At 63.5% G+C, this 13,908-nt stretch carries 16 protein-coding genes; 6 read left to right on the top strand and 10 right to left on the bottom strand.

Annotated elements, in window-relative coordinates; translation table 11 throughout:
- Positions 1-29 precede the first annotated feature (29 nt).
- From M52SOB_RS09015 to aroE, 3 genes are read right to left on the bottom strand one after another with little or no spacing between them, the layout of a single operon-like run.
- Positions 30-236: a DUF4926 domain-containing protein gene (locus M52SOB_RS09015; protein WP_131111552.1), complete on the bottom strand. Its 207-nt coding sequence runs from the start codon at positions 234-236 to the stop codon at positions 30-32.
- Positions 223-570, bottom strand: coding sequence for a DUF6883 domain-containing protein (locus M52SOB_RS09020; RefSeq protein ID WP_131111553.1), 348 nt, complete (start codon positions 568-570; stop codon positions 223-225). Before M52SOB_RS09020 ends, M52SOB_RS09015 begins: the two co-directional genes overlap by 14 nt.
- Positions 571-583: 13 nt before the next feature.
- Positions 584-1,399, bottom strand: a complete 816-nt coding sequence (gene aroE, locus M52SOB_RS09025; RefSeq protein ID WP_131111554.1) for a shikimate dehydrogenase — start codon at positions 1,397-1,399, stop codon at positions 584-586.
- 196 nt (positions 1,400-1,595) lie between these two features.
- Here aroE and M52SOB_RS09030 point away from each other — a divergent pair, with 196 nt between their 5' ends.
- The 4 genes from M52SOB_RS09030 to M52SOB_RS13940 all read left to right on the top strand — a co-directional run bounded on the left by M52SOB_RS09030 (position 1,596) and on the right by M52SOB_RS13940 (position 4,447).
- Positions 1,596-2,477 (top strand): hypothetical protein, encoded by an 882-nt coding sequence (locus M52SOB_RS09030; protein WP_131111555.1) that lies wholly within the window; start codon positions 1,596-1,598, stop codon positions 2,475-2,477.
- Positions 2,478-2,901: 424 nt separating this feature from the next.
- Positions 2,902-3,987: a porin gene (locus tag M52SOB_RS09035; protein ID WP_172601798.1), complete on the top strand. Its 1,086-nt coding sequence runs from the start codon at positions 2,902-2,904 to the stop codon at positions 3,985-3,987.
- 69 nt (positions 3,988-4,056) lie between these two features.
- Entirely contained in the window at positions 4,057-4,206 is a 150-nt protein-coding gene (locus M52SOB_RS13935; protein ID WP_172601799.1) for a hypothetical protein, read from the top strand.
- 88 nt (positions 4,207-4,294) lie between these two features.
- Positions 4,295-4,447: a hypothetical protein gene (locus M52SOB_RS13940; RefSeq protein WP_172601800.1), complete on the top strand. Its 153-nt coding sequence runs from the start codon at positions 4,295-4,297 to the stop codon at positions 4,445-4,447.
- 394 nt (positions 4,448-4,841) lie between these two features.
- Here the strand turns inward: M52SOB_RS13940 and M52SOB_RS09040 are convergent, their stop codons facing one another.
- Positions 4,842-5,192 carry a type II toxin-antitoxin system RelE/ParE family toxin gene (locus tag M52SOB_RS09040; protein WP_131111557.1) on the bottom strand — a complete coding sequence of 117 codons (351 nt, stop codon included), beginning with the start codon at positions 5,190-5,192 and terminating at the stop codon, positions 4,842-4,844.
- Positions 5,189-5,470 (bottom strand): type II toxin-antitoxin system ParD family antitoxin, encoded by a 282-nt coding sequence (locus M52SOB_RS09045; RefSeq protein WP_131111558.1) that lies wholly within the window; start codon positions 5,468-5,470, stop codon positions 5,189-5,191. Before M52SOB_RS09045 ends, M52SOB_RS09040 begins: the two co-directional genes overlap by 4 nt.
- A gap of 63 nt (positions 5,471-5,533) precedes the next feature.
- On the opposite strand from M52SOB_RS09045, the gene M52SOB_RS13945 reads away from it, so the two are divergent.
- The gene (locus M52SOB_RS13945; protein ID WP_172601801.1) at positions 5,534-5,671 is read left to right on the top strand and encodes a hypothetical protein; all 138 of its coding nucleotides are present in this window, start codon (positions 5,534-5,536) and stop codon (positions 5,669-5,671) included.
- A gap of 19 nt (positions 5,672-5,690) precedes the next feature.
- Here the strand turns inward: M52SOB_RS13945 and M52SOB_RS09050 are convergent, their stop codons facing one another.
- The gene (locus M52SOB_RS09050; RefSeq protein WP_284155058.1) at positions 5,691-6,050 is read right to left on the bottom strand and encodes a helix-turn-helix domain-containing protein; all 360 of its coding nucleotides are present in this window, start codon (positions 6,048-6,050) and stop codon (positions 5,691-5,693) included.
- Positions 6,028-6,417, bottom strand: a complete 390-nt coding sequence (locus tag M52SOB_RS09055; RefSeq protein ID WP_131111559.1) for a type II toxin-antitoxin system RelE/ParE family toxin — start codon at positions 6,415-6,417, stop codon at positions 6,028-6,030. The genes M52SOB_RS09050 and M52SOB_RS09055 overlap by 23 nt, the downstream gene beginning before the upstream one ends.
- A 91-nt stretch (positions 6,418-6,508) precedes the next feature.
- On the opposite strand from M52SOB_RS09055, the gene M52SOB_RS09060 reads away from it, so the two are divergent.
- The gene (locus M52SOB_RS09060) at positions 6,509-6,925 is read left to right on the top strand and encodes a hypothetical protein (RefSeq protein WP_131111560.1); all 417 of its coding nucleotides are present in this window, start codon (positions 6,509-6,511) and stop codon (positions 6,923-6,925) included.
- 390 nt (positions 6,926-7,315) lie between these two features.
- Here M52SOB_RS09060 and drmC read toward each other — a convergent pair whose 3' ends face one another.
- From drmC to drmA, 3 genes are read right to left on the bottom strand one after another with little or no spacing between them, the layout of a single operon-like run.
- Entirely contained in the window at positions 7,316-8,077 is a 762-nt protein-coding gene (drmC, locus tag M52SOB_RS09065) for a DISARM system phospholipase D-like protein DrmC (protein WP_131111561.1), read from the bottom strand.
- A 1-nt stretch (position 8,078) separates the two neighbouring features.
- On the bottom strand, positions 8,079-9,926 hold the full coding sequence (drmB, locus tag M52SOB_RS09070) for a DUF1998 domain-containing protein (protein ID WP_131111562.1): 1,848 nt from the start codon (positions 9,924-9,926) through the stop codon (positions 8,079-8,081).
- A 2-nt stretch (positions 9,927-9,928) separates the two neighbouring features.
- Positions 9,929-13,900, bottom strand: a complete 3,972-nt coding sequence (gene drmA, locus M52SOB_RS09075) for a DISARM system helicase DrmA (protein WP_131111563.1) — start codon at positions 13,898-13,900, stop codon at positions 9,929-9,931.
- Positions 13,901-13,908: the final 8 nt, after the last annotated feature.

Raw genomic sequence — 13,908 nt, forward strand, 5'->3', positions numbered from 1 at the left:
TTCTAACGGCTGCGGCTCAACCTGAAGATTCAGGCAGCCAAAGCTGCCCGGTGATGTAGCTGCATCAGCTTGTCGCACGGTATGGGCACGATGGCGTAAGCGACGCCATCGACATCGGCGAACTCGACCAGTACATGCTTGCCATCCAGTTCTTCCACGATCGTGCCCACCTGCCCCTTGGCCAGATGCGCTTCGGGCATATCCTCGACTGTCGCCACGACATCATGCAGCTTCATTGCATTCTCCGATCACGAAACAAGTCACCAAGCGGGTTTCTGTCACGGTGCAAAGCCAGGCAGTTCTCACCTTTGCGCAGCGCAAGCCGCGGGTGATCTCGATATCCACACGATAGATTGTGCCCCATTTCGTCTCTGACTGCGCCACGGCCTCAGCATCTTTGACGGCCCTGAGTATTTCATCTGCGAGCCAGCGGGCGTTTGCAACGCTGATCCCCAGTGCGGAAAGAAACACCCGCGCCTTGTGGCGACCTTCCGGATGGGCCGGGTTCAACACATACTCAGTCAGCTTGGCGATATCGATATGCAACCGTTCGAGATTCGGTAACCGCATACCTTCGGCCGCTTCAGATATTCCTGAGCATCGCCATCACCGGCGCGGTCTCGGGCCGCACGCCGCGCCAGAGGAAGAAGGACTCGGCGGCCTGCTCGACCAGCATCCCCAGCCCGTCGGCCACCTGCGCGGCGCCCAGCCGGCGCGCCTGGATCATGAACGGCGTCTCGCTGGGGCCATAGACCATGTCGTATGCCAGCGCGCCGGGCGCGAACAGCCCGGGCGGCAGATCGAGCGCCGCGCCCGCCAGACTCGCCGACGTCGCATTGATCACCAGGTCGAACTCCCCGCCCGCGAAATCGCCGAAGCCGCCGGCCGCGAGCGCGCCAAACGGCGCAAACTGCGCCTTCAGCGCCTCGGCTTTGTCCACGCTGCGGTTGGCGATCGCCAAGAGCGCCGGTTTTTCCTCCAGCAACGGCAGGATCACCCCCCGTGCCGCTCCGCCAGCGCCGAGAATCAGCACGCGTTTTCCGGCGAGCTCGAGTCCCAGCCGCCCGCTGAGATCGCGCACCAAGCCCACGCCGTCGGTGTTGTCGGCATAGATGCCGTCCGCGTCGAAACGCAGCGTGTTCGCCGCGCCGGCGAGCCGCGCCCGTTCGGTCGGCTTCTCGGCCAGTCCCAGCGCCTCCTGCTTGAACGGCAGCGTGACGTTCATGCCCTTGCCGCCGGCAGCACGAAATGCCGCCACCGCCGCGGCGAAGCCATCGAGCGGCGCCAGGATCGCCTCGTAGGACATCTCCTGTCCGGTCTGCCGCGCGAAGGCGGCGTGGATCAGCGGCGATTTCGAATGGCTGATCGGGTGGCCGATCACCGCGTAACGGTCACTCACCCTTCCTCCGTCGGCCAGCGGCAATAATCGGCAAAGGTCAAACGCTGCGCAGCGTTGCGTGGTGGCACTTCGATTTCATCGACTCCCAGCATCGATCGATCCTTCTGCTATGCACACACTAACACACCTGCCTCGCCAGCGCACCCTGTTCGGGAGTAGAGTAAATCTGTTGGCCCATCCGCATGAGGAGATAGACATGGCCAAAACGGTCGGACAGCGCGTCGATCGGCTCGAAGAAGCCCTGATGAAGCTCGCCTATGCCCAGTTCAACAACGAAATGGGTCTCAAGGAACTGCGCGAGGAAAACCTCAAGTTCCAGCGCGAGATGGTGGTGTTCAAGGACGAAATGCGCGCGTTCAAGAACGAGATGCTCGACTTCAAGGACGAAATGCGCGCGTTCAAGAACGAGATGACCGAGTTCAAGAACGAGATGCTCGACTTCAAGGACGAAATGCGCGCGTTCAAGAACGAGATGGCCGGGTTCAAGAACGAGATGCTCGACTTCAAGAACGGGACGGTCGAGTTCAGGAACGAGATGCTGGACTTCAAGAACGAAATGGCCGAGTTCAAGCGCAAGGTCGACGAAGACATCGCCGAGATGAAGCGCGAGCGGCGCGAGATGAATCTGCAGTGGGGCGCGATCGCCAACAAGCTCGGCACCATCGTCGAGGACATCATCTACCCTTCCTGCCGCCGCATCGCCCGCGAGCATTTCGGCGCGCCCGACGAACTCGAATTCGAAGGCCAGCGCATCCGCCGCCCGCGCAAGCGCGGCGACCGGCGCGAATTCGACGGCATCCTCGTCTGGGAAGGCCACGTCATGCTGCTCGAAGCCAAGGCCACCGTGCGCCCCGAATACCTCGAAGCCTTCGACCGCTTCGTGCGCGAAGAGGCCTTCTTCCGCTATTTCCCCGAATATGCCGGCCGACGGCTCATCCCCATCTTCTCCTCGCTCTCGCTGACCGAAGACGAAGTCGCCTGGCTCACCGAACGGCGGCTTTACGCCGTCGCGATGGGCGAGGAAGCGATGGCACTGTTAAACCCAGATTGTCCATTGGACCGGGCTGATGCGCGGTGAGCAGGCGAAACGATCATTTCATCGCCCTACACGGCGGGTAGCGGACTACGGGCGGCATCTTCGCGCCCCCGCTCCTCGCCAATAGACACTGTTATTGGCTCGTCGCGGGGACGCAAATCTGCTCGCCCTCGCCAGCGCTACCCGCTCGTGTTCCAATGGACAATCTGGGTTGAACGGCGCGGCGCTGGGCGTCTGACACCTGCCCTTCCGCGGGTCATCCCATCCCCCAGCCGGGTCGTTGCAAAAACACAACATCCCCGCGCTGGTTTGCGCGTCGAAACGCAATCGGCGCTCGCCACGGCGGCGGCATTGGCGATAATGGCGCCAGCTTCCGTTCAGGGAGTTTTCTGCGGGATCAGTGGCGAACCACGCAATCCTCATGAGGTCATTGAAACCGCTCTTCTTCAACCAAAAGGAGATTCATATGCAGAAGAAAATCATCGCTCTGGCCGTCGCCGGCCTCGTTTCCGGCGCCGCCTTCGCGCAGTCGAACGTCACCATCTACGGTGTCGCCGACCTGACCTTCGACAACGTCAAGGCTGGCGGCGCAACCGATTCGGGCTACAACATGCCGAACCGCAACCGCGTGTCCTCTAACTCCTCTTACATCGGCTTCAAGGGTGCTGAGGATCTGGGCAATGGCCTGAAAGCCGTTTTCCAGTTCGAAAGCGGTGTTAACCCCGACGCCACCGGCGGCACCTGGGCGAACCGTGACAGTTATGTGGGCCTCGGCGGCGGCTTTGGTACCGTCGCGATGGGTAACCTGACCGGCCCGACCCGTGCCCTGGGCGCTGCGATGGATCCGTTCGCCGGCGCAACCGGTATCACCGCCAACACCGGCCTGATCGGTAAGCTGGGCGGCGGCGCAGGTGCCTCGCTGTTCGACACCCGTTGGCAGAATGCCATCGCCTACATTTCGCCCAGCTTCAGCGGCTTCTCGGTCGTGGCGGCCTATGTTGCCAACGAGAACAAGACCCGGGATGGACTGAGTGGGACTGCAGGCCAGCTGAATACCCGTGGCTATGATATCGGCGCCAAGTATGAAAACGGCCCGATCATGGTGGCGGCCAGCTACAACCAGGCCAAGGTTGGCGATATCGCTGACACCAAGGGTTCCGCGACCCGTGTCGGCGCCAAGTACAATTTCGGCATGGGCACCGTCGGCCTGCTGTGGGACCGCGTCAAGTGGGAAGACAACACGGGCAATGCCAAACGCAATGCCTGGTTCCTGCCGGTCACCTTCAATGTCGGCGGCAATGGCAAGATCATTGCCCAATACGGCCATGCAGGCGATGTGACCGACACCTCCGATACCGGCGCCAAGATGTTCGCGATCGGCTACGAGCACAGCCTCTCCAAGCGCACCATGATCAAGGCCGTCTGGTCGCAGATCAGCAACGAAGCCGCTGCTTCCTACGACTTCGGTGTGAATGCCGTCGGGTTCAGCCAGACGAATGGTGCCGGTGCCGATCCGAAGGGCTTCCAAATCGGCATCCGCCATACCTTCTGATCGATTCCTCTCGATCCGAACTCGAACAGCCGCCTGCGGGCGGCTGTTTTTTTTGCTATATTGCCGCGCATGAGCGCGATCACTTTCGACACACACAAGTTCGTCCGCAAACTGCAAGAAGGCGGCTTCGACCTCAAACAGGCCGAATCGCTCAGAGCTTGTGAAAAATTCTTGCGCTATCTGCTGGCTGCGTTGCGCGGTGCTCGCTCCCTCGCCTAACTCCATGTTATGTCTCGGTCGCTGCGCTCCGGGCGCCTTGCCATCAGCCCGCTCGCGACGAATTTTTTTACAAGCTCTCCGTGAAGCCTTGCGCGCTGCCATCGACGAATCAGAGCTCGTCACGAAAAAGGACTTGCAAATCGAGCTGGCGCCCATCAAGGCCGACTTGATGCTGCTCAAATGGATGGTCGGCGCCCTGCTCGGCCTGGCCATCGCCAACTTCGCCAAGCAGTTTTTCTGAACTTCTGGGCAAGACGAAGCCGCCGCCGGGCGGCCGTTTTTTTGCCTCGCTGCCTGCCGATGCCAAAGCTAGGAAAAGGCCGGGGCGAACGCAGCACGCCGACCTCACCATCCACCCGTCGATCAAACCCAGAGGATCGCGCTCGGCAGGTAAGGCGTTTCACGCCACACAAAAAATCGGCGCTGCCGGGACGGCACCCGTGCCCGGCCAACACTCGTGGCGGGCAGACGTGAAAAAGCCCGAAACGGGTTCGGGCTTTTGGAATTGGTGGTGCAGTCAACCACTCATTTTCCAAACCCCTGCGCAATCCTTCGGGCCAGTGCGGAAAGTTTCGGGCATTTGTCCGTTTCACGCTGCCCCGCAGGAGCACGCTATAGCCCCGCTACTCACGGTCTCACTGTATTGCAGCGTCATCGTTCGGCCAATGCCTCGATAGATCCATACTGTCGTGAAGCAGGCGGAGCACCTCGATGACTCGCTCCGGAGCAACCCGGAACACGACGAAGTGACGGCCCTTTCTACCCTGCCGCGCCACATGCAGGGTGCGAATGCCGGGCGTGATGTCGTCCCTCGCTTTGGCCCCCAGGATGTCGGGCCCCTCGTGCAAGGCCTCGATGGCTTCTGTCACGGTGTCGACATAGTACGCAGCCTGTCGAGCACCGAAGTGCTCCGCCGTCCATGCCGCGATGTCGAGCAGATCGGCCTCGGCACTGGCGGCCAGGCGAACACGCCACGGCTCGCTCATGCCTGGGCGAGCGTTTGGTCGGTCACGGTCTTCAGGTGGGCGCGCAAGGATTCCCGGGTATCGAACGTCTTGTAGCGCCCCGCCTCGATATCGGCGATGCCCGCCTTGGCGGCGGCGCGCAGCGCTTCGAGGCGAATGGCATCCTCGGCCTCGCGTTGTTCGACCAGACGCAAGCCCTCGCGCAGCACTTCGCTGGCGTTCTGGTAGCGGCCGCTGGCGACCAAATGCTCTACCAGCGCGGCCTGGTGATCGGTGAGGACAACATTGCGCGTCGGCATGACGATCTCCTTGCAGGAAAGATTGGCATAATATGCCAATTCCACGCTCCAAGTGCAATCCCGATGGCCATGATAGTGACGCTCGCGAGGCAAATCCGCGAAGCCCTGCCAGAACTGGCGTTGCGGGCAGACGTGAAAAAGCCCAAATGGGTTCGGGCTTTTGTATTTGGTGGCAGCCTGAAATATGAAGCGCTGCCATAAAGGCAATCTCGAAACGATGTCAGGCCGCCACCCGCCTCCCTCGCCTTGCACTTGAAGCCTTGCGCTGGGGCTTGGACTCTCCCCCCAGGTGCTCGATCACCACCGGGGGCCGGTTCGGGAATTGCGCGACGAGTTCCAGCCTGCCGCCCATGCTCTCCACATAGTGCCGCAGCGTGGAGAGCAGCATGTCGCTGCGCTTTTCCAGACGGGAGATGGTGTCCTGTCCAACACCGAGCGTCTCGGCCAGTTGTTCCTGCGTCTTCTTGGCCGCCAGGCGCAGATCCTTGAGCGTCGCCAGTTCCATGGCGCGCGCTTCGATGCGCTGCCGCCGCGCCTTGGGCAATGCAGCCATTACATCATCGAGTTTTCTTGCCATCATCGGACTCCTTGCTCTTTCGCTTCACGGTGGACAGATGTTCGTCGAAACGCTCATCGGCCACCCTGATCAGATATTTGTAGAACCGTCGCTGATCCGCGCCCGCTTTGTCGCCGCCGACCAGCAGGATCGCCTGGCGCTTGGGATCGAAGGCGAAGGCCACCCGCCACACCTCGCCCTGCCAGGAGAACCGCAACTCCTTCATGTTCGTGTGGCGCGAGCCCTTGAGTGTATCCACCGTCGGGCGCCCCAGGTTGGGGCCGAACTCTGCCAGCAGTCGGGCGTGCGCCAGTAACTCGTCCTGCAAGCCCTCTGCCAGATCGGCGAACTCCGCGTCAAAGGCTTCGTGGAAGAGGACGGCCCAATTCATGAGCAGATTATGTATTCAATACCATATGTCGTCAAGGCCATTGTTCGACTGTGCTTTTGTGAGCGTGAAGGAATCTGGGATCATACTGGTCATGCTCGAAGATGCTCCGCCATCCGCTGCCGCAACGCAGCGCCCTATACGCTGCGCCATCTATGCGCGCGTCTCAGTCGCTGATTCCGAGCGGCGCGAGCTGACCTCGATCGCCGCGCAGGTCGAGGCTTGTGAGCAGTTCATCATCAGTCGGCGTGGCATGGGCTGGATCGTCTCAGCCGCAGCCTGTTCGATCTGGCCGATCTGCTGTCGCTGTTTGCCGTACATCGATGCCGCATGGAACCTATTCACCGAATGGACGCAGGCCGACACACTCTTTCGCCTGATCTCGCGGGTCACCGTCTATCCGGATCGAGCCGGAATCCAGATCGACCTGCCTGCCCTCGCGCAGTTGATTAATGGGATTGCGCAGGACAGGCAGTGCGCCAAGGGAAAAACCCGTCCCAAACGAACCTGAGTGGCGGCATTTCATATTTCAGTTCCACGTAGAGTAGCAGTTGTCAGCTACAACCGACCGCCCCGAAACCCGCATGGTTACGAGGGGTTGCCTCGCGCACGCTCGCGAGGCAACCAGATAAAATCGGAGAACAGAGAGGCCTGAGAGGGCCAAAAACGCGGAAATTGGAGAGGTGACCCTCGCGAGGTAAACTCGCGAAGGCGCACCAGAACTGGCGCTGCGGGCAGACGTGAAAAAGCCCGAAACGGGTTCGGGCTTTTGGAATTGGTGGTGCAGTTTCCCACCATAGGAAACCCGTCTGCCAGACGGGAGAGGCCGCCGTAGGAGTGATTCTTCACTGGGAGCGCATCCGAGGATGAACCAGACGCCCCCGAGCACTTCCTCGCAAGTTCAGACGGGAGACACCGTTTTCGTGTCGACCAACGCCTGCAAGTGTTCGTGCAGCAACCTCGGGATTTGGCCGCCCGTAAGGAGTACGCCAGCCTCCATGTTCCGGTCCATGGCATGACCAGTCAGGTTGGCGCTGGTGATGAAGCAGACGGCGCCGTCGGCGACGGCGACCTTGGCGTGGACACGCCCATCCGCGAACGGGGCCGCTCGCTCACGCCAGGCGTAGAGCTTCGCGGAAGGAACCAGTGTCCTCATCTTGCCGATCACGTCCAAGGTGATGCTGCCCCCGTGATCCTGTGACGACTCGAGGAGCATCGATATGCTCACCCCCCGCGTGCTCGCATCGTTCAATGCCTTCACGATGGTCGAGACGTCGTAGGCCACGAAACTGGTGACGAACAAGGTTTGCCTGGCCGCACCGATGACCTGCAACAGCGCCTGTTCGGTTCGGCGCGCGGAGACGAATGGCGTCGTCGGACCCGTCCACACGAGCTCGATCGACTGCTGCTTCGATACGCTCTCGAATGCATGACCGGCGGCGAGGAGCATCGAAGCCAACTCGCCGGAACCGACCGACGTGCTCCGCCAAGCATCGACGAGACGATCGACGACGGCTTTGGCCGTAGCCGTGCCGACGGCATCCGACAGGGCGGCGTTTGCCTTCGCGTCCTCGATCTTCCGAATCGCGCCCGCCAGCGCCCGCACTTTCTCCGGCGAAACGAGACAGACCACGGCTGTGACGGCTTCCAGGAGTCTATCCATGTCACAGCTCGGCGAAGAATGCGGCGCTCCCTCGTTCGAGGGTCGGCACCAGCAAAGACCTATCGAGATAACGGTTGCCCCGCTCGCAGGAGGTCTCCGCGACCAGACTGCACGCATGGCACGCGGCGGCGTGGAGGGAGCGATCCTTGCCTGGGTCATGCTCCGAGCAGAGCGGGTCGGACGAACAGACCTTCGCTCGGGTCAGGGCCTGCCGCAGCAGTCGGCCGAGGTTCTCGGGTTTGCCCAGGTCGACGAGGCCACCCAGCGTCCCGTCCGAATCGGGCGCCGCCGTGTAGATGAGGATGCCCGCACGTCGATTCTCGGCATCGGCATAGATCCGTTCACGGATGCTCGCCGCGTTGTAGCCGCATTCGAGTGCCAGCTCGCGGATGAGCAAGTGCGACAGCGTGTGGAGCATGGCATAGCGGATACCCGGATAGCCCTCGTTCGGATCGAGGTGGCGCGAGTTCCGCCAACCCTGATGCCCGGCCACGAGCATCCGATCGACCTGCTGGACACCCGCGAGCGCCTCCCACGCCCGTAGTGCCTCCTCGCTGAACTGGATGAAGATACCCTCGCCATGCACCTGATTCGCCGGCACCCAATCGGGCTTGTGGCGGGCGAGAGCCGCCATCCGAGGGCGCTCGTCCCGATCGCTCGACTCCTCGGGCGCTTCCACGCGGGTGAAGCCCAACAGGGCATTGACCTCTCGGAGCCTCTCCAGCAGCAACACTCTGCGGATGTACCTCTCGAAGCCGGCAGGCGTGTCCACTTTTTTGCTCATGAAGTGTGGGTAGTCGGCCGGCGGATCGGCTGCCGTCAGGACGTCCCACTCCGGGCCTTTGATATCGGCTTGGCCGACGGTGTCCTGCCCGCCGCCGTGGCGATGCGCTTCGATGGCCGCCCAGATGGCGGAGGCCGAATGCTTGTCGATGCCCGGTAGGACTCCGGTCTTCTTCAGCGTCTTCACCGTCACGGCGACGGCGGCCTCCGAGTCCAGATCGTCGAAGAACTCCCAACCATCCAGGATCAGTTGGCCGAGCGGGTCATTGGCCTGGGGGATGGCGAGCGCGGACAGGGTGATCGGAAACCAACCGTTCGTCGAGCCCAAGAGGATGGCCCGCGCTTCTTCGTCACAGTCGTCGTCGAAATGGTCCAGGTGGGGATGCCTGCCTCGACAGCTCGGCAGGTTCTCCTTCCCCGCCTTGCCGAAGGCTTGCGCCATGCTGCGCGATGCCCCACAGGCATCGCACTTCACCCACAGGTTCTCGGTCTGCAACGAGGCACCGCTCTCGAAGAAGCGCAGCGTCCCCTTGCAGGCGCTGTTGCCACCGTGGACGAAGTAGTGCCAGGGGAAGTCGTCGAGGTGGCCATTGCGGCAGGCCAACAGGAAACGCGCAGGAACCGCGTCGGCATCCTTGGCCGGCTGATCGCCCTTGGAGCCGCGACAGCCCTTGTGGACGAAGCGGGTGCGCTCCGGACGGAAGCGGTGCTCCTTGATATCGAACAGGCCGGTATCGAAAGGAGACAACAAGCCGCACTTCACGCAGCGCATCCAGCGCGGGAACGGGCGCACGGGAACGCCGATGTTCGCCTCCGCCGACCACGGATCGACGAGCTCGCTCTTCTGGAATGGGGGCACGCGCAGGTTCTCCACCTGCGGTCCGAGGACCCTGCGGACGGCGGCGAGCAGGCGCGGCTCCTGGATCGGCTGGCACCGGTCCTTCTCCCACTGGTCTATGCCCAGCGTCACCACCGACAGGTTCGGTAGGTCGATCAGCGCGCCTGGGCCATACGTCCACAGCAATTGGCTCGGGCGCACCTCGCCGACGGGGGTTCGATCGGTCATTTTCAGTCCTCGTCACTCGACACCGGGCGGGGCCTCCAGCCGTGACCGTCCGATAGGCGCCCCGTGTTCATGATCAGCCGCACGCCAGGCTCGACCTCGCGCATCGACATCGGGACCGTCCAGTTGTCCCACGCGTGGATGCCGGGCGACTTGATCAGCGGAACCATCGTCGCCGCACGTTCGCCGCGTTTCTCGTAGGCCAAGGTACGTCCCGGGACGCTCGCCTGCTTGGCCCACTCGTCGGCTCGTTCCTTCAGTTCACGTTCGGCCAGTGCCTCGATGACCCGGTTCTCACTGACATTCCAGGCTCGCCCCACCAGCACGTCAATGGCCTTAAGAACCTCGGGCTTGTCGGGCCGGTCGAGTACGGCCGCTCCCTCGTTCGGGCTGAAGTCGGCGTACTCCAGCCGCATCAGGCTCAGCAACGCGCCGGTCAGCCCGCGATCCATGGCGCGAGGCGAGAAAGGTGTCACCGACTGCGCCTCCACGTGCTTGTAGAACGTCGCGTGGTAGTGCTCGAAGGTCTCGTAGTGCGAGAGGTCGCGCGGTCGTGCCCACGTGAGCACAGTGCAGACGAGCCCGGGGAAGGACCGGCCCACACGGCTGGTCGCCTGGATGTACTCGGCCGTGCCTTTCGGCTGCCCGTTCACCGCCATCAGGCCCAGCCGGTTCACGTCCACGCCGACCGACAGCATGTTGGTCGCCAGCACCACGTCGATGGCGCGGGGGTCGCCCTCGTTCCATCTCGTCACGTATTTGCCCACACTCGGATCGAACGCGGCCTTGAACTCGACTTCGAGGGCGTCGAGGTACTTCGGGATGTCCTGGCTGGAGACGCGCGACGTCAGCTCCCGGATGTGGCTGACGCTGCGCTGGGCGAGCGCGGGCCGCTCGACCATGCTCATCTGCACACGGTACGAACGCGTCTGGACGTCGTCCTCGGCCAGCCGTCGCATCCCCCCCAGCTCGCGCAGTGAATTGAAGTAGCCGACCATCGTCATGTACGGGTCGGCGGCCTCACCGAAGCGCTCGAACAGGGCTTGTGCCGCGGTGAGGAAGGCGGTGTAGACGCGAATCAGCATCGCGGGGCGCGAACTGCCGGGCGAGCACACGCAGAGATAGCGACGCCCAGGCCGCCGATCGATCGGACGCTGGACCGAGAAGTAGTTGTCCTCCACGTCCAGGCCATGCGGCGGGAACACCGACACGCGCCGCATGAACACGTTGTTCACCTGTTCCTTGGCTTTGCGGACCGTCGCCGTGGACGCGACGATCTTCGGCTTGATCGTCTTGCCGTCGAGCGTCCACCCGCACAGCTCGTCCACCGCCGATTCGTACAGGCCGACCATCGTGCCCAGCGGGCCGCTGATGAGGTGGAACTCGTCCTGGATGACCAGATCGGGCGGCCGGATGGGGCTGACGGACCTCACCGCCGCCGCGGGCAGGCCCTTGGATGCGCGATGGCCGGTGTTGCACTCGCAGCCGGGCCAGAGCAGGCCATGGCGCTCGCATTCCTGGCTCACCCGGCCGAACAGCGTGCGCACCTGGCCACGCCACGCCATCATGGCGAATTTGTCCACGGTGGCGATCATCATCGTCGGCGGACGGTGGTAGATCTCCTCGTCCACCGTCAGCACCGGGATGCCAGGGTGAGGAAGATTGCTCGATCTGCCACGGGAGAACGGGCAGCGGCTCATCGGATCACCGCAGTAGACGATCGTCCGGCCGCGTTCCTTGTCGACGACGACGTCCCGACCCGGGTCTATGGCAGAACCACACCATGGGCAACTGGTCAGCTGAAGGGGCGATGGTGTTCCAGCGCGGTGTTTTCCGGGGTTCCTGAAATCTTCGATGGCTCGATGCGCTTCCTCGGTCGTCCCCGGGGTCACCTTGTTGCCGACCCACAGACCGATGGTGAAAGGCTCCCTGCCCAAGGATTCGTCGCCCTGGACGAGAGCATCCCGACGGAGCTTCTCCATCGCACAGATCAGCGCCGTGGCGCGCTGGAACTGCTGCAAGGTCAGTAGCCGCAGGGTGTAGCGCATGATCACGGCCAGCCCGCGGGAGCCGTCGTAGCCCCCCAGCTTGCCCTGCAGCCTCCGGATCGCCATGGTGAATGCCGCCACGCCCAAGTAGGCCTCGGTCTTGCCACCACCGGTGGGGAACCACAAGAGATCGGCATAGGCTTCGACCGGTTGCACACGATCCGGGTGCGTCGGGTCGGCCAGCGGCGGGATCGACAGCAACAGGAACGCCAACTGGAACGGGCGCCAGGAAGGCCTCTCGCTCTTCTCCAGCTCGCCGAGATCGGGATCGTCTCCCCGACGCCGTTTCAGAGCATAGACGCTCCGCACGCGCTGTAATGCCATCGCTCGGTTGGCGAAGCGGAACGCGGTCAGCGCCTTTTCGTCGTTCTTCAGCGTGTCGATGGCTTGCTGCAGCCGCGCTCGGATCTCCTCGCACCGATCCAACGCCTGGGCGGCCTGCATGTCGTAGCCGACCACGTCCCGGCCGATGCGGCTGCGCTGCTCCGCGATCCACGCCCCGTAGTCGCGGGTCAGCGTGTTCAGCGCCTCGACCAACTCGGCCACGTCCAGGGTGGCGAGGCGCTGCATGTCGAGCAGGCCGCTCGCCACCATCTCTCTCATCGCTGGGCGGTCGGCGGGATCCAGACCCGGCGTCTCGGTCACCTGTACCTCGTACTGTGGCACGACGGTGGTGCGCACCTCGATGGCCCGCGTCGGGTCGTCCTCGGCCGTCTCCGCATGTACGGCCACGCCATGACCGACCGCGAACTCCACACGGTTGCGGTAGATCATCTCCAACGACTCGCGCTCGGGATCCATCCCGTCCGCGTCCAATACCGGGCGGCGGCGAAAGATGGCCTGGCCTGTGGTCGCGGGTTCCGCTCGCACGATCAGCTCGGGCTGGAACAGCCAGGCGGTATCACGGTTGGTGTCAGGCTCCTCCTGCGCGTTGACCAGGAACAGAGTCACCAAGCGATCACCCTTGGCGTTCCTGGCGCGGACGGAACCCTGGATCCGTACTGCCGGATGATTCGGGTCGGGTGCCTGGTGGGGGATCGCGCCTTCCGCGAGGGGGAGCACCAGCCTTCCACCGCAGGGGACGCGCTGCCAGACTTTGGCTTTGGAACCGTCCTTGCGGACTACCTCGTGCTCGTCGTTGGGCACGCGCTCGTACCTCCCCCAACGTGCCTCGATTTCGATCCGCTCGACGTCGCCGTCGACACAGAAGGTCATGCCGAAGCTGCTGGGCACCAGCGATTGATTGCTCGCGGCGTCGATTTCGTCAGAGGCATCCGATTCGGGTTCCACCTGCCCAGTCGCCGTCCCGAACTCGGCACCCGGTTCGTGCTGGCCAGGTACGATCGGGTCGCTGGGTTCCTCGACTTCTTCCTCCGCCAGCGGCCCCTCCAGACCCTCGATGCCACCTCGAGCCGCTTCGCGCGGAGCCAACTTCCCGACCAGGTAGCGATCGCGCACGCTCATGTCCACGATGCGCTCGTGCGGGCCGCCGGCAGGGCCGAGCAGGTCGTCCACCACGGCCAGTTGCAGCAGTTCGCGAACGTAGGCTCGGTCTTCGATCACCGGCACGGTCGCGACGGTGTGACCGAACGCCTTGGACAAAGCCGAGACGAAGGTCTCCCACGAGATACGCCCGACGCTGCCAGAGGACGGGGGCGTCAGCGACAGGCTGGCCGCCGGTACCGACGCACCGGCGGCGCACACGCGGTCGAAGAAGATCGTGGTCGTCTCGAGGTCGGATCGGATGCGCAGCACACGCCCGGCACGCACCACCGCCCCGCTGGCGTCGAGTACCAGCACCCAGTCGTCCTCGGCGACGGCCTGGTACTGGGATCGGTCACCCTTCAATGTCAGCGTGTAGGGCGCCAGCCTGCGACCGGTGCCGAGGCCGTGGTCGATGGCGATCCAGGCGTTGGGATGGTCGGCCATTCGCTCCT

Origin of the sequence: Sulfuricystis thermophila (assembly GCF_004323595.1) — a bacterium.
Classification (GTDB): Bacteria; Pseudomonadota; Gammaproteobacteria; order Burkholderiales; family Rhodocyclaceae; genus Sulfuricystis; species Sulfuricystis thermophila.

What these genes read in the sequence shown, in the direction of transcription:
- M52SOB_RS09015 (WP_131111552.1), bottom strand. Translation starts at nt 236, where the DNA reads ATGAAGCTGCATGATGTCGTGGCGACAGTCGAGGATATGCCCGAAGCG.
- M52SOB_RS09020 (WP_131111553.1), bottom strand. Translation starts at nt 570, where the DNA reads ATGCGGTTACCGAATCTCGAACGGTTGCATATCGATATCGCCAAGCTG.
- M52SOB_RS09030 (WP_131111555.1), top strand. Translation starts at nt 1,596, where the DNA reads ATGGCCAAAACGGTCGGACAGCGCGTCGATCGGCTCGAAGAAGCCCTG.
- M52SOB_RS09035 (WP_172601798.1), top strand. Translation starts at nt 2,902, where the DNA reads ATGCAGAAGAAAATCATCGCTCTGGCCGTCGCCGGCCTCGTTTCCGGC.
- M52SOB_RS13935 (WP_172601799.1), top strand. Translation starts at nt 4,057, where the DNA reads ATGAGCGCGATCACTTTCGACACACACAAGTTCGTCCGCAAACTGCAA.
- M52SOB_RS09040 (WP_131111557.1), bottom strand. Translation starts at nt 5,192, where the DNA reads ATGAGCGAGCCGTGGCGTGTTCGCCTGGCCGCCAGTGCCGAGGCCGAT.
- M52SOB_RS09045 (WP_131111558.1), bottom strand. Translation starts at nt 5,470, where the DNA reads ATGCCGACGCGCAATGTTGTCCTCACCGATCACCAGGCCGCGCTGGTA.
- M52SOB_RS13945 (WP_172601801.1), top strand. Translation starts at nt 5,534, where the DNA reads ATGGCCATGATAGTGACGCTCGCGAGGCAAATCCGCGAAGCCCTGCCA.
- M52SOB_RS09050 (WP_284155058.1), bottom strand. Translation starts at nt 6,050, where the DNA reads ATGATGGCAAGAAAACTCGATGATGTAATGGCTGCATTGCCCAAGGCG.
- M52SOB_RS09055 (WP_131111559.1), bottom strand. Translation starts at nt 6,417, where the DNA reads ATGAATTGGGCCGTCCTCTTCCACGAAGCCTTTGACGCGGAGTTCGCC.
- M52SOB_RS09060 (WP_131111560.1), top strand. Translation starts at nt 6,509, where the DNA reads ATGCTCGAAGATGCTCCGCCATCCGCTGCCGCAACGCAGCGCCCTATA.
- drmC (WP_131111561.1), bottom strand. Translation starts at nt 8,077, where the DNA reads ATGGATAGACTCCTGGAAGCCGTCACAGCCGTGGTCTGTCTCGTTTCG.
- drmB (WP_131111562.1), bottom strand. Translation starts at nt 9,926, where the DNA reads ATGACCGATCGAACCCCCGTCGGCGAGGTGCGCCCGAGCCAATTGCTG.
- drmA (WP_131111563.1), bottom strand. Translation starts at nt 13,900, where the DNA reads ATGGCCGACCATCCCAACGCCTGGATCGCCATCGACCACGGCCTCGGC.